Origin of the sequence: Mycobacterium barrassiae (assembly GCF_025822765.1) — a bacterium.
GTDB lineage: Bacteria > Actinomycetota > Actinomycetes > Mycobacteriales > Mycobacteriaceae > Mycobacterium > Mycobacterium barrassiae.
The window spans coordinates 275,146-299,810 of the sequence record NZ_JACKUK010000027.1; the positions used below are offsets into that span (position 1 = coordinate 275,146).

Consider the following 24,665-nt stretch of genomic DNA (forward strand, 5'->3'; position numbering starts at 1 on the left):
TCACGGCCCCTGATCCCAGCGATAAGCCACAAGCAACGGGTTTCCGCCAGGCGGCGGGACGTTATGGTTGCACGGGCTCGGCAGCTGGCCGATGGTGCGGCCCCACTGCAGCTCCAGCCACGTCAGGTTGCATTCGAACCGTGTCCCGGTGAACAACCCTTGGTCGATGCGGCTCAACGTCATGTCGACGATCAGCGACAAATTGGCGTAGTCGCCGCGAATCCAGTTGGTCAGCGTCTCTTTCGGGAACGGGAACGTCGGCAGGAAGCTCAGCGCCCTGGTCAAGGCCGGGCCCGCGTTGGCCAGGGACTCCAGTACCGGCCCAAGGTCTTTGAGCTCCTGGACGAGAGCTTCCTTGGTTTGGTTGACGGAATCGGCGGCCAGCGCGCTGAACCTGCCCAGCTGAACGAGGGCCTCTGCGAGGTTGTTGCGCTGGTCTTTCAGCACCTCCAGCGCGTTGGGAATCGTGCGTAATGCCTTGTCCACCACCGGCTTCTGCTCAGCGAACTGGCCTACGAGATTGTTCAAGCTCTCGTTGGCCTCGATGATGTCGCCCTTTTGGTCGTTCACGTAGCCGATGAACACGTCGAGCTGTTCGATCAGGCTGCGCAGGTCGGCTTCCCGGCCTGCCCACGCGGTACTGAACGCCTCGGTGATGTCCTGAATGTGGCCGATACCACCGCCATTGAGCAGCAGCGCGACGGCCGCCAACGTCTGCTCGGTGCTCGGATACTTACCCGACGACTTCAGTGGGATCAGCGAACCCTCGTGCAGCCTGCCCTGCGGCGCCTCGTCGGTGGGCGGTGCGAGTTCGATGTGCAGTGAACCCAGAAGGCTCGTCTGTCCGAGCTTGGCCGTCGCATTGGCCGGAAGCTGGACATTCTCGTTGAGTTCCATCGTGACCAGGGCGTGCCAGCCCTGGCGCTCGATCTTGGTCACGTTGCCGACCGTGACATCGGCAACGCGCACCCGGGAGTTCGGCTCGATGTTGTCGACATCGGGCATCTGCGCCTGGATGGTGAACGCGCCGGGACCGCGGCCTTCGACCCCGGGCAACGGGATCGAGTTCAGCCCCTGCCAATCCGCACACCCGGAGACGACCAGGCCGAGCACCAGCAGTCCTACGGTGACGCGCAACCGAATTCGCTGTCTCGTCATGGTCCCACCACCCCTGACGGCATCATCATGCCCTGGAGTCCGTCGGCCGGATTGGTGGCAACAACTGCTTCCGCAGGCAGCGGGGGCCCGGGTGGCGGCGGAGGCGCGGCACCGTCGGGCGCCGGCGGCGGTGACGCCGCAGGAGGTTGCGGCGGAATGTAATTGGGCCGCATCCATTCCTCGCTGTACGTGATCTCGTTCGGCCGTGCCTGGGCACCGACGAAGAGGTTCTGACCGATCGGCGGGAAGTTGTACTGACGGTTCTTGATGATCGGCGCGAGGTATTGCACGCACAACTTCGACGACTGCTCCGCGTTGAGCCGCGACGCCGCCTGCACCGCACCGCACAGGAAGCTGATCGGGTTGGCGAAGTTGTTGACCGCCAGGATGGCGCTCACCCCGCCCTGCGCGGGCTGATACACGTTGACGTAGTTCTGGAATGAGTTGGGTGCGACGTGAAGGAACTGCTTCAGGTCATCGAGGCTGTCATGCAGCGCCTGAGTGACACCCGCCAGCTTGTCCGACGTGGTGCCCAACGACTCGCGGTTTTCCGCCACGAACGACTGAACTTCACCGATCACGGCGTTGAAGTCGCGCACCGCGTCGCCGACCTCGTTTGGACTGTCCGCGAGCAGACCGGTCACCGCGGCGAGGTTCTGGTTGAGCTGACGCATCAAGTTCGTGCTGTCCTGCAGTGCCGAAACCAGTATTGACAGGTTCTTGATGGTGGAGAAGATGTCGGTGCTCTTGTCGCCGAGCGCCGAAAAGGCCTGCGACAGTTTGATTACCGTGTCGCGGATGTTCGCGCCCTGGCCACGCAGGTTTGCTGCGGTGGTGTTGATGACCGAACCCAGCGGGCTCACTCCTCCGGGCTCAGTCGGTTGCAACTCCTTGGCGAGCCTTTCGAGCTGTTGCCGCAGCGTGTCCCACTCGACCGGTACCACGGTGCGCTCCCGCGGGATCACGGCGTTGTCGGTCATGGTGGGACCGCCGGTGTATACGGGGGTCAGCTGGATGGCGCGGGAGGTCACCAGCGTCGGCGACAGGATCGCGGCGTTGGCGTCGGCGGGCACCTTGTACTTGCTGTCGTACCAGAACGAGATCTTGACGCGGTTGGGCTCCGGCTCGATCTTGTTGATACGCCCCACATTCACGCCGAGGATCCGAACATCGTCACCCTCATAGATGCCGTTGCTGTTCTCAAAGTACGCAACGACATTGGTCCGGTTGATGGTGTCGCTGGTCCGGAACAGCACGACCACACCGGCCACCAACAGGACGACGAGCGCGGCGGCGACCCAGCTCTTGCGGATGCGGTTCATCGTCCCGCCCCCGTCAGCGGCGGCGCTTCACCCGGCGCGGGGACCATCACCGGCGACGGCGTCGGCACCGGAATGGAACCCAGCCCCGCCGGTGCCTCCGCGGGCGGTCCCGGCGGCGGGCCACCAGGCGGCGGTGCGGGCAGCGGTTCGCGGTACGGGTAGCAACCGGTCGGGCCGGGCAGCGGCAGTCCCGGCGGGCCGCAGCCCTGGTCGCCGGGATTGCCGGTGATGGCGTCGGGCAGATTCAGATGCGGTTCGCCGCCCTGCCCGGTGCGTGGGTACGGCACCGGCATGGCGGGCAGACCCGGCGTGCCGACCTGCGGGTCGGTGCGTTCGGACGGCGACAACACGTTCGGATCCAGGCCGAGGTCGGAGAATGCCACATCGATGAATGGCTGCAGGAACTGACCGGGCAACAGGTTGGCGATGTAGTTCTTGAAGAACGGTCCCGATGAGACCGCCTCACCCAGCGACATCGCATAGGTGCTCACCAATTTGAGCCCCTTCTGCAGTCGCTCCTTGCGGTTGTCGAGCACCGTCAACACGCCGTTGAGCTTGTCGATCGCCGGCTTCATCGTCTCGCGGTTCTCGTCGATGAAGCCCTGCAACTGCTGGCTCAATGCCGAGACGCTGCCAGAGATCTGATCGACCGCAGCGGCTTGGTTTTGGAGTTCGGCCAACAGTGCGTTGGTATCGGCGACCAGCGAGACGATCTGGTCGCTGCGCTCGGCCAGCACCGCTGTCGACTTGTTGGCGTTGGTGAGCAGTTCCCGCAATTCCGCGTCGCGTTCGTTGAGCGTCTCCGAGAACCGGGCGACGCCCTCGACCGCGACCCGCAGTTCGGGTGGTGTCTCGGAGAACGTATCCGCCACCACGCGAAGCGAATCGGAGAGTTGGGTCGTGTCCAGACCGCTGATCGTCGTCGCGAGTTCGCCGAGGGCGTCCGGCAGCTGGTACGGCGACGTCGTGCGGTCTTTCGGGATGATGCCCTGCAGCCGGCCCTCGCCCCTCGACATGACCTCGAGGATCTTCGTACCCAACAGACCCTTGGTCTTGATCGCCGCTTCGGTGCGATCCCCCAGGGCGATGTCCTTGTCCACGGTGAACTTCACCAGGACCTGCGGACCGTCCAGTTCGATCGACTGCACCTCCCCGACCTGGAATCCCGACACCTGAACGGCCACACCGGATGTCAGGCCGCCGGCTTCGGCGAAGTACGCCGAGTACTCGTTGGTCTGGTTCAGGAAGGGGATCTTGTCGTACTGGAGGGAGACCAGCACGATCGCCGCGGTCAGGGCAAGGCCGATGGCGCCCATGATGAACGGGCTGCGTTCGGAGAACGGCTTCATCGCGGTGCACACCTCCCCGTCGACTGCCCGGCAACCTTCACGTAGACGGGCTGGCCACCTTTGCCGTTGAGCTTGAGGATGATGTCGCAGAGATAGAAGGAGAAGAAGTCGCCGTACAGGCCCTGCCTGACCAGCACCTGGTAGGCGTCGGGGAGCGTGTTGATCAGGTTGTCGAAGTAATCATGGTCGGCCACCACGATTCCCGCAGCCCGGTCTGTCTCGTGGATCGTCTTCGCGAATGGCGGCCTGGCCTCCGACAGCAGATCCGCGACGCTGCCCGCGGCCGCGTTCGTGTAGGCGAGTCCGTTACTGATCTCGGTTCTGCGTTCCGCGAGACCCTGCACCAGTTCGGACAGCGACTCGACCGCCTTTGAGAACTGGTCACTTTGGCCGCCCAGCGACCCCAGCACGGTGTTCAGATTGACGATGACCTCTCCGATCAATTGATCCCGGTCGGCGAGCGTGTTCGTCAGCGCCGCGGTCTGCGTCAGGAACGACCCGATGGTCGCGCCCTGTCCCTCGAACGCCTGAATCAACTGACCGGACAGCGCGTTCACCTGGTCGGGGTCCAGGGCCGAGAAAAGCGGCCGGAAGCCACCGATGAGGGCATCGAGATCCAGCGCCGGAGAGGTCCTGGCCAACGGAATCGTGTCGCCCGGTCTGACTTTCGTTGTGCCTCCTGCGCCCTCGACCAACGAGAGATAGCGACCACCGATCAGGTCGTCGTAGCGGATCACCGCGCGGTTGCCGTCGGTGAGCACGACCGAGTCGTCTGCGGTGAATTCGACAAGGGCGGTGGTATCCGGCTGGATCGAGATCTTCTCGACCTTGCCGACCTCTACGCCTGCGATGCGGACGAAGTCGCCGTTCTCCAAGCCCGTCACGTTGAGGAACTCGGCCTTGTAGGTATTGGTTTTCTCGCCGAAGCGCAATTGCCCGAACACCGCATACAACGCGAACACGCCCAACAGACACACGGCCAGGAAGACACCGAGACGAACGAGAGCGCTACGCCAGCTCGCAGTCATATCGGCTTACCTTTCTGGTCGACGGGTCGGTGGTCATGGTCCGGGTGCGGCGAAGTGCGGCAACGGAACCGGCGGCAACGGTGTCGGCTGTTGGAACGCCGGCGCGTGCACAACGAACGGCTCAGAGCCCGGCGTCGGACCCGGATCGCGCGGTGCTCCCGGCGGAGGCGCAGGCGGCAGTCCCGGCCACAACGGCGTGCCGTCGGGGGCGTACAGCGGCGCTCCGTAGGCGGGCGCGCCCGGATACGGAATCGGTCCGATCGCTGGGCCGCCGAACAGATTGCGGATGCTGGGCGGTTCGGGCACCGCGCGCGTCGTCGGCAGATAGTTGACGTAACCGGGGAACCCGATGCCCGGGTTGGGGCGCCAGTCGATTCCGGTTCCGAAGCCGGTGTTCGTGATGAGTTGGCGGACTGGCCAGTTCTCCTTGACGTTGGGCAACGATCCACAGCTCGGCTTACCGCCGGGGCCGCCCTTGGCGCCGATGATGGGCAAATGCCTTGGATAACTGTAGGGATCGTCACCGAGCGCGAGGCCGGCGTCGAAGATGATCGACCGTCCGTTGCCACCCGGTGCTTCATAACCGCCGTGGTCGAGCAGATACTTGGCGCCCACCAGGAGGCACGTGTAGGTCGGGTTGTACTTGTACAGCAGCTTGGTCGTCGGCTGCAGCACGTTGATGGCCTTGATCAGGTTGGCCTGACTGGGCGCCAGCAGGCTGATGCCGCTGTTGGAGAGCCCGATTGTGCTGAGCAGCAACGCATCCAGCGCGTCCGCATGCTTGGTGACGGTTTCGCTGGTGGTGCTGGCCGCATCCAGCGTCGCGAGAATGCCTTGCGCCGCATCGCTGTACGTATCGCTGAAGTCCCGCAGTGCCTGCCAATCCGCCCGAACCGTCTCGCTGCGTGGATTGAGCGCGAGGAAAACCTCGTTGGCGTCGGTGGTCGCCTGACCGATCTCCTGGCCCTTTCCGCGGACGCCTTGGGCGAGCGCCGACAGCACACTGTTGAGCTTGGCCGGGTCGATCTTGTCGAGCACGCCGACCACGTTCTCGAATACCGTGTTGACCTCGACGCTGACGTTGCGTGAAACCAAGACCTGGCCGGCCCTCAGGCGCTGCGGACTCGGATCTTTCGGGTAGACGAGGTCGACGAACTTGGCGCCGAACACGGTCGTGGCGCGGATCTGCGCCTCGACATTGGCCGGGATGTGCTCGACCTGGTCGGGGTAGATCTCGAGCTTGAGCTTGACCGGCTCGGTGCCGCCTTCGATCGCGGCGACCCGTCCGACCTGGACGCCGCGCAGCTTGACCTTGGCGTCGGTCTCCATCACCAGGCCGGACCGTTCGGAGGTCAGGGTGACCGGCACGAACTTTCGCAGTGAGCCGGTGAACAACGCGTACGTCAGCCAGATGGCGCCGATCACCATCAGCACCAGGATCAGCGTCCACCAACCGGGGTGCAGTCCTTCGTCGTCTCTCACGTCGGCCATGGCGTCATCCAGCCAAGTTGAAGTTGCCGGTTTGCCCGTACACCGCGAGCGAGATCATCATCACCACGAACGCCGCGACGATCAGCGAGGTCCGCACCGCCCGGCCGACCGCCTCGCCCACACCCGCGGGTCCGCCGCTTGCCGAGAAGCCGTAGTACGTGTGGATCAGCATGATCACCACCGCCATCGCGATGCTCTGCACGAATGACCAGACCAGATCGGTGGGGTTCAGGAAGGTCCTGAAGTAGTGGTCGTAGACGCCCGTCGACTGTCCGTAGATGACGGTGGTGCCGAAGCGAGCGGCCCAGAACGACGCAAGCACGCCGACGCAGTAGAGCGGGATCACCACGACGAGACCCGCGATCACCCTGGTGGACGCCAGGTAAGCGACGCTGCGAATGCCCATCACCTCGAGCGCGTCGATCTCCTCGTTGATCCGCATGGCACCGAGCTGCGCCGTGGCGCCGGCGCCGATGGTGGCCGCCAGTGCGATGGCCGTGGTCGCCGGCGCGATGAGGCGGACGTTGAAGAAGGCCGACGCGAAACCCGTCAACGCCTCGACGCCGATCTCGGAGAAGTCGGTGTAGCCCTGAACCGCCACCAGCGCACCGGTCGTGACGGTCAGGAAGCCGACGATCGCGACCGTTCCGCCGATCACCACCAGGGCGCCGGTACCCAGCCCCATCTGGGCGATGATCCGCAGCAGTTCGATCCGGTAGTGGGTGAACACATAACCGACGCTGCGCAGCGTCTTGCCGTAGAACTTCGTCTGCGTGCCGATGTGGTTCCACGCGCCGACCCAGTTGTCGAGACGCCTCGCCAAACGAGGGAACCGCCGGTCGATCGGCCGACGGGTCCTCTCCAGGGGTGGGCTGCTCACAGCGTCACCCGCACCGCAACCGCCGTCGCGACGACGTTGATCGCGAACAGTGCCATGAACGTGAAGACCACCGTCTCGTTGACCGCGTTGCCCACACCCGCGGGGCCGCCGCCGACGGAAATGCCCTTGTAGCAAGCGATCAGGCCAGCGGAAAGCCCGAACAGCGCCGCTTTGATCAACGCGATGGTGACGTCGAGCGCGCCGATGATCAGCGTCAGGCCTGCTGCGAACGCTCCCGGTGAGACGTGCTGGATGTAGACGCAGAAGAAATAGGCTCCGGCGAGGCCGACGAGGATCACCGTCGCCGACAGCGCCAGCGACACCAACGTGGCGGCCAGCACGCGCGGGACCACAAGTGCCTGGATGGGATCGACACCCATCACCCGAAGGGCGTCGAGTTCCTCGCGGATGGTGCGGGCACCGAGGTCGGCGCACATGGCGGTAGCCCCCGCGCCGGCGACCACGAGCACGGTCACAATCGGCCCGATCTGGCGCACCGTGCCGAGCGCGGCGCCCGTGCCCGAGAAGTCGGCCGCGCCGAACTCCCTGAGCAGAATGTTGAAGGTGAACGTCAACAGCACGGTGTAGGGAATCGTCAACATCAGGGTCGGCACGATCGACACCCGAGCGACGAACCAAGCCTGCGTGATGAACTCCCGCCACGCAAAGGGCGGCCGGAACATCGCGACGAACGTGTCGAGCGCCATCCCGTAGAACCCGCCGACCGCGCGAACGGGCTTTCCGATGATGGAGGAAGCGACCACTACCTACTTCCTTCCGCCAAATTCGATCCGCTGCATCCGTCGACGCCGCGATTCAGAGCACCGGAGTACGACGCCGGTGACCGTAGCATCACACATTTCGTCGTCGGCGACAGGACCATGACCGCTTTGTCACTCCCCCCGGAAGGCATCCAAAAAGGCTACTTCCGAGAAGAAATTTAGTAGTGATAACCGTCAAATAGAGATTTACTTGACGCCGACGGCGTCCTCCAATTCGGCGATGACGATCTTGCGCATGGTCAGCATCGCCCGGGTCGCCGCGACTTCGGTGGCCGGGTCCTCGAGCAGCTCATAGAGCCGGTCGGGAGTGATCTGCCAGCTCAGACCGAATCGATCCTTGAGCCAGCCGCACTGCGATTCCTCACCCCCGTCGACCAGCCGCTCCCAGTAGTAGTCGACCTCGGCTTGGTCCTTACAGCGGATCTCGAACGACACCGCCTCGGTGAACTGGAAGTCCGGACCACCGTTGATGCCGAGAAACTGCTGGCCATCCAGCACGAAGGTGCCCCATGCGACGTCGCCGGGCGTGCCGGGTCCGGCCTCGCTGTAGCGGTAGAGCCGCTCTACGTAGGAGTTGGGGAATATCCCGGTGTAGAAGGCGGCGGCTTCTTCGAGGTTGTTGTCGAACCACAGGCTGGGCGTAATCGATGGCATGTCAGAACTGACTGTTGGCGGAACGCAAACTCATCGCGGTGTCGCGCCGAGCGCGCGTAGCGCGAAGTCCAGCACACGTTGTTGTGCGCGCTGCACGCCTTCCTCGTCTTCGTAGTGCTGACTGACCATCACCCTGCTGACCACCGCACTGATGGCGACCGCATCCTGCTCGGGATCGGTCAGCGGAAACGTGCCGTCGTCGCGGCCGCGGCGCAGGATCTTGACCAGCGACCGTTCGCGGTCGGTATGGGACCGCTCGCGCGCCTCCCGGTAGCCCTTCGCGGCGCGCACTTCGTCGGAATCGATGACGGTGAAATGCATCCGCGTCTGGTCGTCGAAGATCACCACGAACATGCCGGCGATCCAGGCCCTGAGCTGATCGACCGGCCCACCGCCCACGTCGGTGCATATGCGGTCCAGACGTTCGGACAACGCGTCCGTCTCCTCGCGCAACATCGCCAGGAACAGTTCGTCTTTGGATTGGAAGTGACGGTAGAAGGCCCGCGTCGACACTCCCGCTCGCTCCAGGATGGCCGCGACGGGGATGGCACCGCTGTGCGGTTGCGACAGACAGCTGTACGCGGCCTCGATGATGCAACCTCTGTCGTCGCCATCCGAGGCGGTCTCTGGCTGCACGTACCGAAGTGTATGGACGGCACCCGCCAACGGGTCGAAGTTGGCCGCAAATTCCTGCTGGGTAACGTGACCGGTCGGGGCCCAGCCGAGAGGACGTCCGTGAGCAGCACACCCAGCGAACCGCAAACGGTGAAGTTCCGCGCACCCGCCGAGGGCACCGACATCACCCTCGTCGCCGATGAGTGGAACCGCGGGGCGTCCTCGGCCGCGGACCGGCCGACGGTGCTGATGCTGCACGGGGGCGGCCAGAACAGGTTCTCGTGGAAGAAAACCGGGCAGATCCTGGCCGACCAGGGTCTACACGTCGTCGCCCTGGACAGCCGCGGGCACGGCGACAGCGATCGGGCACCGAAAGCGAACTACACGGTGGACGCGCTGTGCAGCGACACGCTTGCCGTCATCGACCAGATCGATCGCCCGGTGATCCTGATCGGCGCGAGCATGGGCGGAATGACGGGAATGCTCGTCGCTGACGCCGCCGGTCCGGAGAAGGTGACCAAACTCGTCCTCGTCGACGTGGTGCCCCGCTACGAGAAGGACGGCAGCGCCCGCATTCGCGAGTTCATGGCCAGCGGCATCGAGGGTTTCGCGTCACTGGACGAGGCCGCCGACGCCGTGGCCGCATATCTGCCGTATCGCACGAAGCCCCGCAGCCCTGAGGGGTTGAAAAAGAACCTGCGTCTGCGCGACGGACGGTGGTACTGGCACTGGGACCCGGCGTTTCTCACCGCTCCGATGGACGACCCGTTCGTCCGGGTGGAGAAGCTGGAGCGCGCGGTGATCAATTCGACCATCCCGATCCTGCTCATCCGTGGCAAGCTCTCCGATGTGGTCAGCACTGAAGGTGTCAAGGACTTTCTCGAGAAGGTGCCTCGCGCCGAGTTCGTCGAGCTCTCCGAGGCGGGGCACACGGCCGCCGGAGACGACAACGACGCATTCTCCGAAGTCGTGGTGCAGTTCGTCCTCAAGTGACCGTCGGATTCAACTTCCTCGAGGAGCCGGAGCTGCCGGCGCCGCAGGTGAGCGAGGAACAGGCTGAGCAGATTCTGCGCGAGCACTACGGATTGCGTGCCCGCGCCAAACCGCTGGGTAGTCAGCAGGATCGAAACTTCACCGTCATCGACGAAGACGGGGCGATCGTCGGCGTGTTGAAGATTGCGAATCCGGCCTTCAACGCAACCGAGATCGAGGCGCAGGACCTTGCGGCGGACCTGATCGCCAGGGCCGAGCCCCAGCTGCGGGTCGCCGTGCCGGTTCCGAACATCGCGGGCGAGAAGTGCACGGCGATAACGGGTTTGACGGATGACACGGCATATGTACGACTGCTGCGCTATCTGCCGGGTGGGACGCTGCTGGAGGCGGGCTACCTGTCGCCAACGGTGGCCGCCGGTCTGGGTGACGTCGCGGGTCGGGTGAGCCGGGCCCTGGCCGGCTTCTTTCATCCCGGCCTGGACCGGATCCTGCAATGGGATCTGCGCTACGGCGCCGATGTTGTCGCCGAACTGCTTTCACATGTTTCCGACGCGACGCATCGAGCCGAGTTGGACAGCGCGGCGCAGGAGGCATGGTCGCGCATTGCACCGTTGGCCGAGGAATTGCCGCGGCAGGCGGTCCATTTGGATCTGACCGATGCGAACGTGGTGGTATCGCGAGAGCGCGGTGGCGTCCGCGCGGACGGGGTCATCGACTTCGGCGATCTGACGGACAGTTGGGCGGTCGCCGAGCTCGCGATCACCGCGTCGTGCGTGCTCGGGCATGCGGGCAGCGATCCGACGTCGGTGCTGCCGGTGATCAGGGCGTTCAACAGCATTCGGCCGCTGTCGGCGGTTGAGGCAGAGGCACTGTGGCCGCTGTTGGTGTTGCGCACCGCGGTGCTGATCGTTAGCGGTGCGCAGCAGGCCGCGCTCGATCCCGACAACGACTACGTGACCAAACAGTCCGACGGCGAATGGCGCATGTTCGAGCGGGCCACCTCAGTGCCGATGGAGGTCATGACCGAGGTCATCAAGGCAGACCTCGGGCTGAGCCGAGCGGCCGCGGCCGTGGAGATGACGGCCCCGCTTGTCAGCGCGTCGGTGGTGACGCTGGACCTGACCACGGCGTCCGATGCCTACGACGACGGCCGCTGGCTTTCAATGGATGTCGAGGATGCCCAGGCACGGGCCGCCGTCAGCGACGGTGCCGAGCTGGTGGTCACCGAGTACGGACAGCCGAGGCTCAACCGGGCACCGAAGTTGAGCCAGGAGAGCCCCGCTGTCGTACCGACGGGCATCAACATGTGGCCGGCATCGCAGCTCGATCTGTGTGCCCCGTGGGACGGCGAGGTCGTCAACGCCTCCACCGACGTCGTGACGTTTCGGGGCGGCGACGTCGAACTGACACTGTCCGGTGTGCAGGCGCCGGCGTCGGGCAGCTTGCGCGCCGGTGAAACGCTGGCGCAAGCAGCCGCCGAGCATTGGGTGCACATCGGCGTGCAGCCCGTCGGCGCACCGCAGGCGCCGCTGTTCACGACGGCGGAGTTGGCGCCGGGTTGGCTTGCGCTGACCCGGGATCCACGTCCGCTGCTCGGGTTGGACGCTGCGCAGGCACCGATGACGACTGATTTGTTGTCACGCCGCAACGCGAGCTTCGCGCCGGTGCAGGAGCACTACTACCGGGAGCCGCCGCAGATCGAGCGCGGGTGGCGCAACTACCTGCTGTCGACCCGAGGGCGCTGCTACCTCGACATGGTGAACAACGTGACCGTGCTGGGCCATGCCCATCCACGAGTGGCCGACACCGCGGCGCGTCAGCTGCGCAAGCTCAACACGAATTCGCGGTTCAACTACGAAGCGGTGGTCGAGTTCAGCGAGCGGCTGGCCGCCACCCTCCCCGACCCGCTGGACACGGTGTTCCTGGTGAATTCCGGTTCGGAGGCAAGCGATCTGGCGATCCGGCTGGCGACGGCGGCGACCGGTCGCCGCGATGTCGTCGCGGTCAGGGAGGCCTACCACGGGTGGACGTACGGCACCGATGCGGTGTCGACCTCGATCGCCGACAACCCGAATGCGCTTGCGACCCGGCCGGATTGGGTGCACACGGTGGAGTCACCAAACAGCTTCCGCGGCAAGTACCGCGGGGCGGAGGCGGTGCATTACGCGGCGGACGCGGTGCGGCAGATCGAGGAACTGATCGCAGGTGGTCGAGCCCCCGCCGCCTTCATCTGCGAGAGCGTCTACGGCAACGCGGGCGGCATGGCGTTGCCCGACGGCTATCTGAAGCAGGTGTATGCGGCGGTGCGCGCGGGCGGCGGTCTCGCCATCTCCGATGAGGTCCAGGTCGGGTATGGCCGTCTAGGCGAATGGTTCTGGGGCTTTCAGCAGCAGGATGCGGTGCCCGACATCGTGTCGATCGCGAAGTCGACGGGTAACGGCTACCCGCTGGGCGCGGTGATCACCAGCCGTGACGTCGCCGACAGGTTCTCGTCGCAGGGCTACTTCTTCTCGTCGACCGGTGGCAGCCCGCTGTCGTGCGCGATCGGTATCACGGTGCTCGACGTGTTGCGCGAGGAAGGACTGCAGGACAACGCGTCCCGCGTCGGGGGCCATCTCAAGGCACGCCTGCAGGCGTTGCAGCAGCGGCATCCGATCATCGGCACCGTGCACGGGATCGGCCTGTATCTCGGTGTCGAGATGATCCGCGACGCCGAGACACTCGAACCCGCGACCGAGGAGACCGCCGCGATCTGTGACCGCATGCTCGAACTCGGTGTGATCATCCAGCCGACCGGCGATCACCAGAACATCCTGAAGACCAAGCCGCCCTTGTGCATTGACGTCGAAGGCGCCGACTTCTACGTCGACACGCTCGACCGGGTGCTTACCGAAGGCTTCTAGCGCTCCATTCCCCCCGCGAAATTTCCACCCGCGAGCAGACGTGAACACCCCTAATTTGCGGCGTGTCAGAGGGGTTTCGCGTCTGCTCGCCGGAGGTTCTTAGCGCGCCAGAGCTCAGGCCAACAGCGGCACCGTGTCGTGCCGGGTATCGGTGAGGATCTCGAACATCGCGCGCCGCGATGCGACCAGCTCCTCACGCGTAAACGCCTTGCCCGCCACCTGCATCCGGCAGGTGGCGATCGCGGAGTTGTAGCAGTACTTCTGGCCGCCGTCGGTGTCGGTGTACGTGAGGCCGATGACATCGCCCGGTTCGGCCGAAATCTCCCCTTCGATCATGTGATTCCCGATCCGGCCGCCGAACGACCACGAGAACGGCTGATAGCGCGCATGAGTCTGCAGGCTGTGCCGGATCGAGCGAACCGCGAATTCCTCTCCGACATGACGGAATACGAACAGCGTGGCCGACGGCGTCAGCAGCGGGCCGATCGCGGCGCGGGCCGTGACGATCTCCAACGTCGACTCCGGCGCGTTGTCGAACCCGCACACCTGACCGAAGGCGTATGCGGGCGTGTGCTTGGACCCCCAGTTGTGGTTGATGCTGCCAGTCCAGTCATCGACGACGACGCGAACGTCGTCGAGTTCGAGCAGTCCGTTGAACTGCGCCAAAGGATGTCGCACGGTGGTCTTGGCCGTCGGGATACGCGCCTTGTAGGCACGCTCGGTGAGGAGTTTGACCGGCTCTTCCGCGCCGGGCGCGATGCTCAGGTCCCAGCGCGCCGACCGGCTGCCACCCGTGACGACGCCCTGGGCCGACCGGTCGTCGAGGGTGGTGGCGGCGATCCGCGCGGTCCAGTCGTCGTAGCCGTATTCTGCTGCGTCGATCGGGTACGGCTCCTTGAGCGCACGGTTTCCCGCCCCGTCCGGGTCGAACAGCATCACCCAGACGTCCGCGACGGGGTCACCTGCCGTCGGCAACAGCAACGTCTCCCGTAACCAGAGCGCCTGTGCCCGGTCAGGGTGGTTGGCCCGGATGTAGCGACTCTCGTAGTACGGGGCCTCAGCCGAACTCTTCGACATCACGGGTTCAGCATCCAATACTTGGGGGGTGATGGGTGCACAGATCGCGGCCTACGTACTCGCTGCGGTCGCCGCGGCGGAAGCGGTCGCCCTCATCGTTCTCTTCGTGCAGCGCCGCCGCGACCGCGAGGAACTCGACGAGTTGCGCAGTCGCGTCGACACCAGGAACATGCTGCTCTCGGGCGGCCGCGAAGCCGTCAAGACGGTCTGGCAGACGGCGAACATCCTGCGCAAGGACGGGCTCGGTGCCGCCGTACGATCCTCGATCGAGGACCTCGCGGACTGGGCCGAGGTCGAACGTCCGGACCTGGCCAAGCTGGCCCCCAGCGGACGCGTCGCAATCCTGTTCTCCGACATCGAGGAGTCGACGGCGCTCAACGAACGCATCGGGGATCGCGCCTGGGTCAGGCTGATCAGCCGGCACGACAAGATGGTGCGCCGGCATGTGGCGAAGTATTCGGGCCACGTGGTGAAGAGCCAGGGCGACGGTTTCATGGTGGCCTTCGCCCAACCCGACCAGGCGGTGCGGTGCAGCCTCGACATCCAGCGCTCACTTCGCAGGGACAGCAACGGTATTCGGGTGCGCATCGGAATCCACATGGGTAAATCGGTGCGGCGTGGCGACGATCTGTTCGGGCGCAACGTCGCAATGGCCGCCCGGGTGGCCAGCGCAGCCGATGGCGGTGAGGTGCTGGTCAGCAAGGTGGTCCGCGATGCGCTCACCGACGTGGACGGTTTCGAGTTCGACGACGGTCGAGAGGCCGACCTCAAGGGATTCGGCGGCACTCACCGGCTCTACGCCGTTGCGGCCTAATCGGTTGTTTTGTCGGCCTCGGCGACGCGCTTGTGGAGTCGTGCGCGGATGTCCTCAGGTGTGTAGGCGTTGCGACGACGTTGATCGCGCGCGACCAACGCACCGCCTGCCACCACGCCGGCGACCCCCGCGAGTCCGATCCACTTCCATATGCTGCGCATGCCGTGAGTCTGCCTAAGCTCTGGGGGTGAATCAAAGCACGGTATCGCTGGAGAAGGCCCTCGACGAGACTCGTACGGGCGATCTCTGGCTCTTCCGGGGCAGGTCGGGGCCCGATCGGGCGATCCAGACGATGAGCAACAGCCCGGTCAACCACGTCGGGATGACGATCGCGGTCGAGGATCTGCCACCGCTGATCTGGCATGCCGAACTGGGCGACAAGCTGACCGACATGTGGACGGGCGGCAATCACCGCGGAGTTCAGCTGAACGATGCACGGCAGGTCGTGGAGCGATGGGTGCACAACTATCACCAACGCTGCTGGCTCCGCGAGCTGACACCGTACGCCACCCGTGAGCAGGAGGACCTGGCTCTGAAGGTGGTGGCCCGCATGGATGGCACACCGTTTCCCAGCACCGCACGGCTGACGGGCCGGTGGTTTCGCGGCCGCTTGAACGCCGCCGACTTCACGCGGGGACTTCCGTTCGTGCACAGCAAGGTTCGCGAGGCAACGCAGAAGCGGAAGAAGGAGAAACTACAAGTGGGCCTCGAGACGGCGTACTGCGCGGAAACCGTCGCAATCACGTACGAGGAAATGGGACTGCTGTCGACGGAGAAGCACTACAACTGGTTCGACCCTGGCGTGTTCTGGAGCGGCGACGATTTGCCGCTGGCGCCGGGATACAAGCTGGGCAAGGAGATCGCCGTCATCGTCGATCCGCCGACCGGTTAGAGGCGCGCGAAACAGGGATTGGCGTCCTCGTTGGGGATGGACGCGTTGCGGCTGGAGAATTTCCCGACGACTCCGGTATCGGTGACTTCCACACTGTCAGCGTGGATTCCGAGCGGATAGTTGTCGTTCAGCTTCTTGGTCAGGCCGTCGAGAGCTTCCTGCACCGTGTCCTTCGGTAGCGGGCCGGTGACCTCGAGCACTTCCAGATTCAGGTCCCCGTCGGTGACGACGGGTTTGGCGGTGACGTTGTTGTCGCCGGCGTCCAGAATCACCGTGCCCGCGACACGGTCGGTGCGCACTCCTGTGACGAGATTGCCGACACCGGGCAGGTTTTCGACAACGGTGTCCTTGATTCCCTCGGACTTCCAATTGAGAGTCGCGCTGAGCGACCCGATGGTGCCCTTGGAGTCGCGCGACTCGGCCAACCGGACGTCTTCGAGCGTGACTTCAGCTGTCATCCCGTTGGCGCTCTGCACGCGGTTGCCGTCCGTCGTCACCGAGATATTGGTGTAGTCGCCGGTGAGGTACTGCCACAGGAAGGGCGGATTCACACCGAACGAGACCGAGGCGCCGTCTTCGACGACACATTCGGCGACCTCCACCAGGATCGAGTCCGCGCGGTGCCGGGCGTAGAGCTCGGCACCCGCCAGCCCGCCCGCCAACAGCGCGAGCACGATCACCGCCATCAGGATGACCGCCTGCCGGTTGCGGCGGCGCGGTGTCGACGGTGGTGCCGCAACCGGAGGGATTCTCTGCGTCGGTCTCGCATCGGCCGGTGACGGTGCCCGCCGGATCCTGCGTGTCGGACCGTCGAGGGCGGACCGACGCTGGGCACCGAGCCGGTCCGTCGGCGCCTCCGACTGCCCCGCCGACGGCAGCTTCTGGGTGGCCGGGTCCGGCGGCGGCGTGGCCCGGCCGCGCCAGCCAGGTGGACCGGGGCGTTGCGGCGGGGGCACGTGCGCGATTGTGCCCTATCCGGTTGCGACGGGACGCAAAGCCCGACGATCGGGAAGGGCGTGATTTCGGTGCGCCGACGGTCGTCGACGCACCGAGATCGCTACGCCTCGCCGAGGGTGACCTCGGCGGTCTGAGCTGAACCGGACTCGTCGACAAAAGTCAGGGTGACGGTGTCGCCGGGCGCCTTCGACCGCACCGCTGCGACCAGCGCCTCTGGGCCGTCGATCACCCGGTCGTCGACCTTGGTCACCACCACGCCGCTGGGCACGCCCGCCACAGCGGCGGGGCTGCCGTCGACAACGCGCGCGATCGCGGCACCGGGGGCGCTGGGGTCCTGGCTGATCTGCACCCCGAGCGAGCCGTGGCTGGCTGTGCCGTTGGCGATCAGCTCCTCGGCGATGCGCTTGGCCTGATCGGACGGGATCGCGAAGCCGAGGCCGATCGAGCCGTTCGGCGGCCCGGCACCTTCCTGCCCGCCACCGAGCGTCGCGATCGCGGAGTTCACCCCGATCAGCTCACCGTTCATGTTCACCAGTGCACCGCCGGAGTTGCCAGGGTTGATCGCGGCGTCGGTCTGGATGGCGTCGAGCACCGTGACGTCGTCGCCGCCATCTCCTGCGGAGACCGGACGGTTCAATGCGCTGACGATGCCCGTGGTGACCGTCCCCTGAAGGCCCAGCGGTGAGCCGATGGCGACGACGTCCTGACCGACCTGCACATCGGCCGACGACCCGAAGGTGATCGGGGTGAGGCCCGAAACGCCCTTGGCGCGAACCACGGCGATATCACCTGCGGGGTCCGTTCCGACCACCTCGAACGGAACGGTCTGGCCGTCGGCGAACGACACGGTGGCCCGAACACCGCGGCCGGACGAGTAGCCCGCGGGGCCGGCCGCGGCAGCGACCACGTGATTGTTGGTCAGGATCAGCCCGTCCTCAGAGATCACGATGCCCGAGCCCTCTCCGCTCTGCCGGCCCGAGGCGATCTGCAGCTTGACCACGCTGGGCATCACCTTGGCGGCCACCTGCTCCACTGTCCCAGCGGGCAGGTTCGCCGCCGGCCTGCTGGTCGGCTCATCGGCCACCGCAGTCCGTGCGGCAGCAGCCGAGGGTTCCGACTGGCCGGCCACCGCGGCCGCACCGATCCCACCGCTCACCACAGCGACAGCGACGGCACCGCCGATCATCGTGAAGCGGCGACGCGAACGCTTCGGCTGCGTCCCGGGAGGCGTTTGAGGCGCGGACGGAATGGGTTGATGTGCAGTGTGATACGGGTCATATGGCGGAGTAACCACCTGTCCCGGGTGGCGCCAGTCCCACGGGGAGCGATACGATTCGTTCCGAACGTCATTCGGGTGTGCTTGTCCCATAACGTGTTCCGCGTAGCGCGGATAATGAGATTGTCGTGGGGCACGCGGCGGTGTGTTGGTCATGACGTCTGGTTCGCTCCTGAATCCTCAAATTTCACAGTTGATTAGCCCACCATGCCTTAGACATCTGAGAGCGAACTGAGAGATACCTATGGAGAGTCGACGACTTTTCATGCCCCGAGAGGCTCTGCCCCCGAGGCCATCTCCGCGTCCGCTCCTCGCGGAGAGAACAGCTTCGCTCACGGGTCTCCGCGCAGTCGCGGCGCTGCTCATCGTGGGGACGCACGCCGCATACGGCACTGGGCAGCTGGCGAACGGCTACCTCGGGGCGCTCTATGCGCGCTTGGAAATCGGCGTCCCGATCTTCTTCGCGCTGTCTGGATTTCTGTTGTTCCGGCCGTGGGTGAGAGCGGCCGCAGCCGGGACTCCCTCGCCGTCGCTGCGCCGCTACGCTTTTCGTCGCATCCAGCGCATCGCGCCGGCTTATCTCGTTGTCGTCCTGATCGCCTACGCGCTGTACCAGTTTCGCGACGCCGGACCCAATCCCGGGCACACCTGGACGGGTCTGCTGCACCATCTGACGCTGACCCAGATCTACGAACCGGTCTACTTTTTCGTGATGCATCAGGGCCTGACCCAGACCTGGAGTCTGGCAGTCGAATTCGCCTTCTACGCGGTGCTGCCGCTGATGGCGGCGCTACTGCTTTCGGTGCTCTGCAAGGGGGCGTGGCGACCGGGACTGCTGCTGTTGGGACTGGCTTCGCTGGCCGCGATCACTCCGCTGTGGCTCTGGGTGCAGTACGCCACCGACTTGTTGCCCGGCTCTGCAGGCATGTGGCTGCCGGCACACCTCGTCTACTTCGTCGGTGGAATGGTGATGGCGGTGCTCCAGGTCATCGGGGTGCGCGTGAAGTTGCTGCCCGTGGGCTCTCTCGCGGTGCTCAGCTACCTGGTCGTGTCCACGTCGGTCGCCGGGGACATCAACTTCGGACAGGTGACACTGGAGCAGACCCTCATCAAGGTCGCGCTATACGCCGTTATCGCGTGGGCGGCCGTTGCCGCGTTGGTTCTGAACAGCGGCAACGGCCTCCAGCGACTGTTGAGCGCGGCACCGGTCGTCTGGCTCGGCGAGATCTCCTACGAGACCTTTCTGCTGCATGTGATCACGATGGAGATCGTGATGGCGTCGGTGTTGCACTGGCCGGCCTTCACCGGTTCATGGTCGATCGTGTTGGCGGTCACCCTGGCGTTGACGGTCCCGCAGGCTTGGCTCCTGCGTCGGTGGACTACGTTCGGCCCTCCAACGAGTGGGCGAACACACCGCCGCCGTTCACTAGGTGAAGCTGTCGACGCTTGATAGCGTCCGATGCGATGGGCGGAGCCAACTCGTGACGATCGTGGTGATGGACGGGCCGACAGCTTCGGCCCTTTCGCAGGTCCTTCCTGTGCTGCTGTTGACCCTGATCATCGAACTGCGCCGGACCGCGTTGCATCGCAAGGTTTCCCGCACGCTGTTCGGTGCGTTCTTCCTGTTGTTCGCCGTGATCGAAACGGTGCTGGTGTTGTCGATCGACGGTGAGCTCTACCCGTTTCAATGGGGCGATCTGCTGTCCGCCATCGTCATCTTCGGGTTGCTCACGCTGATCTGCGCCATCTCCTTCGTGGAGCCGAGCGACAGCTGAGGCGTCGGTTACGGCCGAGCCAACTGCTCGCGAACCGCCTGGGTGTCGATCAATGACCAGACTTCGACGATCCGTTGCTTGTCGAACCGGTAGAAGACGTGCTCGGCGAACGACACTTGCGCACCGGTGGGCTCGAAACCGAGGAATGGGCGCTGCGGGGTGCACCGGAAGTACAGCCGGCACGCGACGAACTGGTCGTCGGTCAGCAACAGGTCCGCGCGATTTGCAGGTCCGGCGTGGCCTGGGTGTCGTTCTCCAACATCGCTCGGTAGTCGCCGAGGGTCATGCGCTTCCCGTTATACGACAGCTGCTCGGCCACGAACTCCCCCAGCCTTGGCCACTGCCGCTCATTCAGGCACCGCAGGTAGTCGCGATAGACGTCGCTCAGATCGCGGTCGCTCATCACACGCTTCACTATGGTCTGCCGCAGCCACGAACAGGAAGTTGACTCTGCGCACAGGACGCAAGAATGCGAGCGGCAACCGCCCTCGACGCAGAGTCAACGCGGATCTCGGTAGGCTCGATCCCGCTGAAAAGATATGCGCCAGAACCGCATAGACGTCACCGATAGCGAGAGGATGACCATGGCCGCCGTTCCCGAGAGCTACGAATCACTGCTCGAGCGCCCGTTGTACGGGCACCTGGCCACCGTCCGGCCTGACGGCACGCCTCAGGTCAACGCGATGTGGTTTGCCTGGGACGGCGAGGTGTTGCGCTTCACCCACACCAGCAAGCGGCAGAAATACCGCAACATCAAGGCGAACCCGGCCGTGGCGATGTCGGTCGTCGACCCTGACAACCCGTACCGCTACCTCGAGGTGCGTGGTGTCGTGGAAGAGATCGTGCCCGACCCCGAAGGCAAGTTCTATCTCGAACTCAACGACCGGTACGACGGCCCGCTGACCGAACCGCCCGCCGACAAGGCTGACCGCGTGATCCTGGTCGTGCGTCCGACCGCATACAGCAAGCAGTAGACGATCATGCTCGTGGCGTTCAGCGTCAGCCCGTCGGGTGGAGGCGACCACGGCAGCGTCAGCGCGGCCGTCGCGGAGGCGGTACGAGTGGTCCGGGCGTCAGGACTGCCCAACGAGACCAACGCCATGTTCACCAACATCGAAGGCGAGTGGGACGAGGTGATGGCGGTCGTCAAACAGGCGGTCGATGCGGTGGCAGCCGTGTCGCCACGGGTCAGCCTTGTATTGAAGGCCGACATCCGGCCGGGTCATACCGGCCAGCTGACCGCCAAGGTCCAGCGCATCGAGGATGCGCTGCGCGACTGATCCGGCAGGGCCTACGTCAAGCGGCGGCGACGTCTTCGTCGACGGCGGTGACGCAGGACGTGCAGTCGGGGCTGTCGATGTCGAAGCGCCCGCAGGTGGGGCAGATGAACGGAATCATGAGCTTTCCTCCGGCTAGCGGTCCTACGCCGACCCATCGCGACGTTGGCGACTTGTTACCCCGCGCCGTCGTGCTCGAAACCTGGTCACGCACGCGGGAGCCGACCGCAGGCTCCGTCGTATCCTTACCCGACTTCGTCGGTCACCGGTTGAACCGCCCGGCCCAATGGAGAAACTATGGCAAACCGCTGGTCTGGAGTGACCATCGATTGCGCTGATCCTGTTCGGATGTCGGCGTTTTGGGCTGCGCTGCTCGGCATTCCAGGGTCGAACGAGCACGGGGATGATCCGAACTGGGCGACCGTGGGGTCGCGCGCTGGGTCCTTACCCCGCCTCACCTTCCAGCGCGTACCCGAGGCCAAAGTCACGAAGGTTCGGATTCACCTCGACGTGGAGGTCGACGACATCGACACCGGACGTCGGCAGGTCGAGGATCTCGGTGGCCACTTCTCAGGTGTCCGACATGACTACGACGAAGGGGTCGTGCTGAACATGCTGGATCCCGAGGGTCATGAATTCTGCCTCGTGCAGTATTTCGACGGGCCCGCGTAAGGCGTTGAACCGCGACTTCACAAGTCGCCGTCACGCCTCGGCATTCTGAGGCTGGTCGTCCACGACCAAGCCCATCAAGCGTTGGAGATACCCCGGACCCGACGGTTCCGTGGGATCGAACCAGGTATACAGATGCCTATCCCGAAGCATGGCAGCAAGGAGAGGATGGTTGTTGATAACTGGGACTTCCCACTCGTCCCAGCGACAATCGTCAACAAAGTGATCACTGACGAAATCCCAGTCATCATCGAGTATCCACTCGTCACCCCCATCATCGGCTACCCGTGATCGAGCCGGGACGCGGTCGAACAACTCCGGCATGTCTGCTATACGCTCTTGCGCCTCACGGAGAGAACATGCGACTAGCAGCCCGTCGAAGAAAAAACGGAAGCACGCCGCTCTCGATTTCGTCCGACAGTGCATAACAACACTCACGGGCCTTCTCCGCCCAGGCCTTGTTGTCGATGACACAAATCAACACCCGGCGATCGAGGCAATCGAACGGGGCGACCTCATGCAGTGGACCCTCGAACGTTCCGTCAAGCCACAAGGCGATGTCATGGTGGCCCCAGAGATCGAGCACGCCGGCGATCGCGTATGCCTGTCAAGGAGTCAACGACGGGCAGCCCTTCCATCGGCTAGCGGTCCGACGCCGACTTACCGCGACGTTGGCGACTGTTACCCCGCGCCGTCCTGCTCGAACGTGGTCGCGCACTCCGCTGCAGTCGCTCGGAAAGGCTGTCTGATTCCCTCGATCATGAATTCTCGCGCCGAACCGCTCTGTCAGCACATCGAACCGACTAGCGTGCCGAGTGGAACCACATCTGGCAGCCGGGGGGCTGAGTTGGATACCGAGACAGTTTGTATTGACGTTGTCGCGGAGTCGGTGCAATGAGTGCGCCGGGATGGTATCCGGACCCCTCTGGAGGACCAACCAGGCGCTACTTCGATGGAATGAAGTGGACTGACCAGGTATTGCCAATCGAAGTACCAGCGGCGCCGCCTCCGTCGAAAGCATTGCGCCGCTTCGTTTTCCTATTGGTAGCGAGCCTGGTGACGGCGATCGTGGCGTTTGTTGCGATGCAACTGGCGTTCGGAGCTGCGGCGAACGATTCACTCTTCCCGAACATCATCGGGTTTGCCTTGTTCGGCCTCTGGTTGGCAAGCATCGGGGGATTTCTCGTCGGTCTGATCGGCGCGATCGTTCAGGTAGTACGAAAGTGATCCTGCGCTACTAGAAGCCGCGACTCGCGAGTTGTTCCTTCGGCGACCAGCCATCGGGCGGACCGGATGTGCTCCACCATCGGCAGCCATCCAGCCGCCATTTGGCCCGCCAGCCGCGATAGAACGCCTCGCGCATGTCCGGTTCGCCGAACGCATCGTCGTAGCCGAACTGAAGCCCGCAGCATTTGCAGATCTCCATTGAAGGGATGTCGTCCCGCCGGGGCGGCTCAGTCTGGTCGAACCCGCAAGCTGGGCAGAAGTTCACAGCCCCATCATCCCCGGTGCGAGGCCCCTGGACATTGAAGCGGAACTCCACCACGTCGCCGTCCTGCATGACGTAGCGCAAGCAAGACCGTGCACAATGTGCAGCTGACAGCGTCGCCATGGACATATAGGCGTCGTGAAACTGTCAGCCTGACATTGCGACCGGCACGCGCCTAGACGTTAAACCTGAACTCGACCACGTCACCGTCCTGCATGACGTAGTCCTTGCCCTCCATCCGGACCTTGCCCGCCGCCTTTGCGGCGGCCATCGACCCTGCCTCTTTCAGGTCGTCGAACGACACGACCTCGGCCTTGATGAAGCCTTTCTCGAAATCGGTGTGGATGACGCCGGCAGCCTTGGGCGCCGTGTCGCCCTGGTGAATTGTCCAGGCGCGCGCCTCTTTCGGTCCCGCGGTCAGATAGGTCTGCAGCTTCAACGTGTGGAAACCCGCCCGCGCCAACGCATCCAGGCCCCGCTCGGTCTGGCCGATCGACTCCAACAGCTCGGCAGCAGACTCGTCGTCGAGCTCCTGCAGTTCCGCCTCGATCTTCGCGTCGAGGAACACCGCATCAGCGGGCGCGACCATTTCGCGCAACTCCGCGACCCGGGCCTCGTCGGTCAGCACCCCCTCGTCGGCGTTGAACACGTACAGGAACGGTTTGGTGGTCAGCAGGTTCAGCTCACGTAAAAGAGTCGTGTCCACCCCGGCGGCGAACAGCGTCTTGCCGCTGTCCAACACCGCCTGCGCGGCCACTGCCGCCTCGTACACCGGGCGGCGGTCCTTGTGGGTGCGTGCCTCCTTCTCCAACCGCGGCAACGCACGTTCCAGCGTCTGCATGTCGGCGAGGATCAGTTCGGTCTCGATGATCTCGATGTCGGACTTCGGGTCGACGCGGCCGTCGACGTGAGCCACGTCATCGTCGGTGAACACCCGGACCACCTGGCAGATCGCATCGCTCTCGCGGATGTTGGCAAGGAACTTGTTTCCCAGGCCGGCGCCTTCGGATGCGCCTCTGACAATTCCTGCGATGTCGACAAACGTGACCGGCGCATGAACGAGCTTCTCCGAGCCAAACATCTTCGCGAGTTCGCCGAGCCGGGGATCGGGCAGCGGGACGACACCCTCGTTCGGCTCGATCGTCGCGAACGGGTAGTTGGCCGCCAGCACGTCGTTGCGCGTCAACGCGTTGAACAGCGTTGACTTGCCGACGTTGGGCAGTCCCACGATTCCGAGGTTCAGGCTCACAGGGACGACAGTCTA

General features: G+C 64.8%; 27 protein-coding genes. 10 read left to right on the plus strand and 17 right to left on the minus strand.

Annotated elements, in window-relative coordinates:
* The 9 genes from H7J93_RS18370 to H7J93_RS18410 all read right to left on the minus strand — a co-directional run bounded on the left by H7J93_RS18370 (position 1) and on the right by H7J93_RS18410 (position 9,300).
* Positions 1-1,158: a virulence factor Mce family protein gene (locus H7J93_RS18370; RefSeq protein ID WP_276022093.1), complete on the minus strand. Its 1,158-nt coding sequence runs from the start codon at positions 1,156-1,158 to the stop codon at positions 1-3.
* Entirely contained in the window at positions 1,155-2,480 is a 1,326-nt protein-coding gene (locus H7J93_RS18375; RefSeq protein WP_267307714.1) for a virulence factor Mce family protein, read from the minus strand. The genes H7J93_RS18370 and H7J93_RS18375 overlap by 4 nt, the downstream gene beginning before the upstream one ends.
* Entirely contained in the window at positions 2,477-3,829 is a 1,353-nt protein-coding gene (locus H7J93_RS18380) for an MCE family protein (protein ID WP_267307715.1), read from the minus strand. Before H7J93_RS18380 ends, H7J93_RS18375 begins: the two co-directional genes overlap by 4 nt.
* Complete coding sequence (locus tag H7J93_RS18385) at positions 3,826-4,857, minus strand: virulence factor Mce family protein (protein WP_267307716.1); 1,032 nt, start codon at positions 4,855-4,857, stop codon at positions 3,826-3,828. Before H7J93_RS18385 ends, H7J93_RS18380 begins: the two co-directional genes overlap by 4 nt.
* Before the next feature lie 33 nt (positions 4,858-4,890).
* Positions 4,891-6,348: an MCE family protein gene (locus H7J93_RS18390; protein ID WP_267307717.1), complete on the minus strand. Its 1,458-nt coding sequence runs from the start codon at positions 6,346-6,348 to the stop codon at positions 4,891-4,893.
* A 4-nt stretch (positions 6,349-6,352) separates the two neighbouring features.
* Positions 6,353-7,171, minus strand: a complete 819-nt coding sequence (locus H7J93_RS18395; protein ID WP_267307852.1) for an ABC transporter permease — start codon at positions 7,169-7,171, stop codon at positions 6,353-6,355.
* Positions 7,172-7,224: 53 nt separating this feature from the next.
* Positions 7,225-7,992 (minus strand): MlaE family ABC transporter permease, encoded by a 768-nt coding sequence (locus tag H7J93_RS18400; RefSeq protein ID WP_083157109.1) that lies wholly within the window; start codon positions 7,990-7,992, stop codon positions 7,225-7,227.
* A gap of 204 nt (positions 7,993-8,196) precedes the next feature.
* Positions 8,197-8,664 carry a VOC family protein gene (locus H7J93_RS18405; RefSeq protein ID WP_267307718.1) on the minus strand — a complete coding sequence of 156 codons (468 nt, stop codon included), beginning with the start codon at positions 8,662-8,664 and terminating at the stop codon, positions 8,197-8,199.
* A gap of 30 nt (positions 8,665-8,694) precedes the next feature.
* Positions 8,695-9,300, minus strand: a complete 606-nt coding sequence (locus H7J93_RS18410) for a TetR/AcrR family transcriptional regulator (protein WP_267307719.1) — start codon at positions 9,298-9,300, stop codon at positions 8,695-8,697.
* A 99-nt stretch (positions 9,301-9,399) separates the two neighbouring features.
* On the opposite strand from H7J93_RS18410, the gene H7J93_RS18415 reads away from it, so the two are divergent.
* Positions 9,400-10,272 carry an alpha/beta fold hydrolase gene (locus H7J93_RS18415; protein ID WP_267307720.1) on the plus strand — a complete coding sequence of 291 codons (873 nt, stop codon included), beginning with the start codon at positions 9,400-9,402 and terminating at the stop codon, positions 10,270-10,272.
* Positions 10,269-13,175: an aminotransferase gene (locus H7J93_RS18420; protein WP_267307721.1), complete on the plus strand. Its 2,907-nt coding sequence runs from the start codon at positions 10,269-10,271 to the stop codon at positions 13,173-13,175. Before H7J93_RS18415 ends, H7J93_RS18420 begins: the two co-directional genes overlap by 4 nt.
* Before the next feature lie 114 nt (positions 13,176-13,289).
* Here the strand turns inward: H7J93_RS18420 and H7J93_RS18425 are convergent, their stop codons facing one another.
* Entirely contained in the window at positions 13,290-14,252 is a 963-nt protein-coding gene (locus H7J93_RS18425; protein ID WP_267307853.1) for a hypothetical protein, read from the minus strand.
* Positions 14,253-14,283: 31 nt separating this feature from the next.
* Here H7J93_RS18425 and H7J93_RS18430 point away from each other — a divergent pair, with 31 nt between their 5' ends.
* Positions 14,284-15,066 (plus strand): adenylate/guanylate cyclase domain-containing protein, encoded by a 783-nt coding sequence (locus H7J93_RS18430; RefSeq protein WP_267307722.1) that lies wholly within the window; start codon positions 14,284-14,286, stop codon positions 15,064-15,066.
* Here the strand turns inward: H7J93_RS18430 and H7J93_RS18435 are convergent.
* Complete coding sequence (locus tag H7J93_RS18435) at positions 15,063-15,227, minus strand: hypothetical protein (protein ID WP_267307723.1); 165 nt, start codon at positions 15,225-15,227, stop codon at positions 15,063-15,065. The genes H7J93_RS18430 and H7J93_RS18435 overlap by 4 nt on opposite strands.
* 26 nt (positions 15,228-15,253) lie before the next feature.
* Between H7J93_RS18435 and H7J93_RS18440 the strand changes: the two genes are divergently transcribed.
* On the plus strand, positions 15,254-15,958 hold the full coding sequence (locus H7J93_RS18440; protein WP_267307724.1) for a guanylate cyclase: 705 nt from the start codon (positions 15,254-15,256) through the stop codon (positions 15,956-15,958).
* On the opposite strand, the gene H7J93_RS18445 is transcribed toward H7J93_RS18440, so the two are convergent.
* Positions 15,955-16,914, minus strand: a complete 960-nt coding sequence (locus tag H7J93_RS18445; protein ID WP_267307725.1) for an LmeA family phospholipid-binding protein — start codon at positions 16,912-16,914, stop codon at positions 15,955-15,957. The two genes, H7J93_RS18440 and H7J93_RS18445, sit on opposite strands and share 4 nt — an antisense overlap.
* A 101-nt stretch (positions 16,915-17,015) precedes the next feature.
* Positions 17,016-18,347 (minus strand): S1C family serine protease, encoded by a 1,332-nt coding sequence (locus H7J93_RS18450; RefSeq protein WP_267307726.1) that lies wholly within the window; start codon positions 18,345-18,347, stop codon positions 17,016-17,018.
* 109 nt (positions 18,348-18,456) lie between these two features.
* On the opposite strand from H7J93_RS18450, the gene H7J93_RS18455 reads away from it, so the two are divergent.
* Positions 18,457-19,641 (plus strand): acyltransferase family protein, encoded by a 1,185-nt coding sequence (locus H7J93_RS18455; protein ID WP_267307727.1) that lies wholly within the window; start codon positions 18,457-18,459, stop codon positions 19,639-19,641.
* Between the two features lie 31 nt (positions 19,642-19,672).
* On the plus strand, positions 19,673-19,966 hold the full coding sequence (locus tag H7J93_RS18460) for a hypothetical protein (protein WP_267307728.1): 294 nt from the start codon (positions 19,673-19,675) through the stop codon (positions 19,964-19,966).
* Positions 19,967-19,974: 8 nt separating this feature from the next.
* Here H7J93_RS18460 and H7J93_RS18465 read toward each other — a convergent pair whose 3' ends face one another.
* Both H7J93_RS18465 and H7J93_RS18470 read right to left on the minus strand, forming a co-directional pair.
* A complete protein-coding gene (locus tag H7J93_RS18465) occupies positions 19,975-20,175 on the minus strand; it encodes an ester cyclase (RefSeq protein WP_267307729.1) in 201 nt (66 codons plus the stop codon).
* A complete protein-coding gene (locus H7J93_RS18470; protein ID WP_267307730.1) occupies positions 20,169-20,369 on the minus strand; it encodes an ester cyclase in 201 nt (66 codons plus the stop codon). The genes H7J93_RS18465 and H7J93_RS18470 overlap by 7 nt, the downstream gene beginning before the upstream one ends.
* Before the next feature lie 181 nt (positions 20,370-20,550).
* On the opposite strand from H7J93_RS18470, the gene H7J93_RS18475 reads away from it, so the two are divergent.
* From H7J93_RS18475 to H7J93_RS18490, 4 genes are all read left to right on the plus strand, one after another.
* Entirely contained in the window at positions 20,551-20,940 is a 390-nt protein-coding gene (locus tag H7J93_RS18475; protein WP_267307731.1) for a PPOX class F420-dependent oxidoreductase, read from the plus strand.
* A gap of 6 nt (positions 20,941-20,946) precedes the next feature.
* Positions 20,947-21,246, plus strand: coding sequence for a thiamine-binding protein (locus tag H7J93_RS18480; protein WP_267307732.1), 300 nt, complete (start codon positions 20,947-20,949; stop codon positions 21,244-21,246).
* A 294-nt stretch (positions 21,247-21,540) separates the two neighbouring features.
* A complete protein-coding gene (locus tag H7J93_RS18485; protein WP_267307733.1) occupies positions 21,541-21,915 on the plus strand; it encodes a VOC family protein in 375 nt (124 codons plus the stop codon).
* Positions 21,916-22,806: 891 nt separating this feature from the next.
* Complete coding sequence (locus H7J93_RS18490) at positions 22,807-23,139, plus strand: DUF2510 domain-containing protein (protein WP_267307734.1); 333 nt, start codon at positions 22,807-22,809, stop codon at positions 23,137-23,139.
* A gap of 10 nt (positions 23,140-23,149) precedes the next feature.
* Here the strand turns inward: H7J93_RS18490 and H7J93_RS18495 are convergent, their stop codons facing one another.
* Both H7J93_RS18495 and ychF read right to left on the minus strand, forming a co-directional pair.
* Positions 23,150-23,485 (minus strand): hypothetical protein, encoded by a 336-nt coding sequence (locus H7J93_RS18495; protein WP_267307735.1) that lies wholly within the window; start codon positions 23,483-23,485, stop codon positions 23,150-23,152.
* A 91-nt stretch (positions 23,486-23,576) separates the two neighbouring features.
* Entirely contained in the window at positions 23,577-24,650 is a 1,074-nt protein-coding gene (gene ychF / locus H7J93_RS18500; protein WP_267307736.1) for a redox-regulated ATPase YchF, read from the minus strand.
* Positions 24,651-24,665 lie beyond the last annotated feature (15 nt).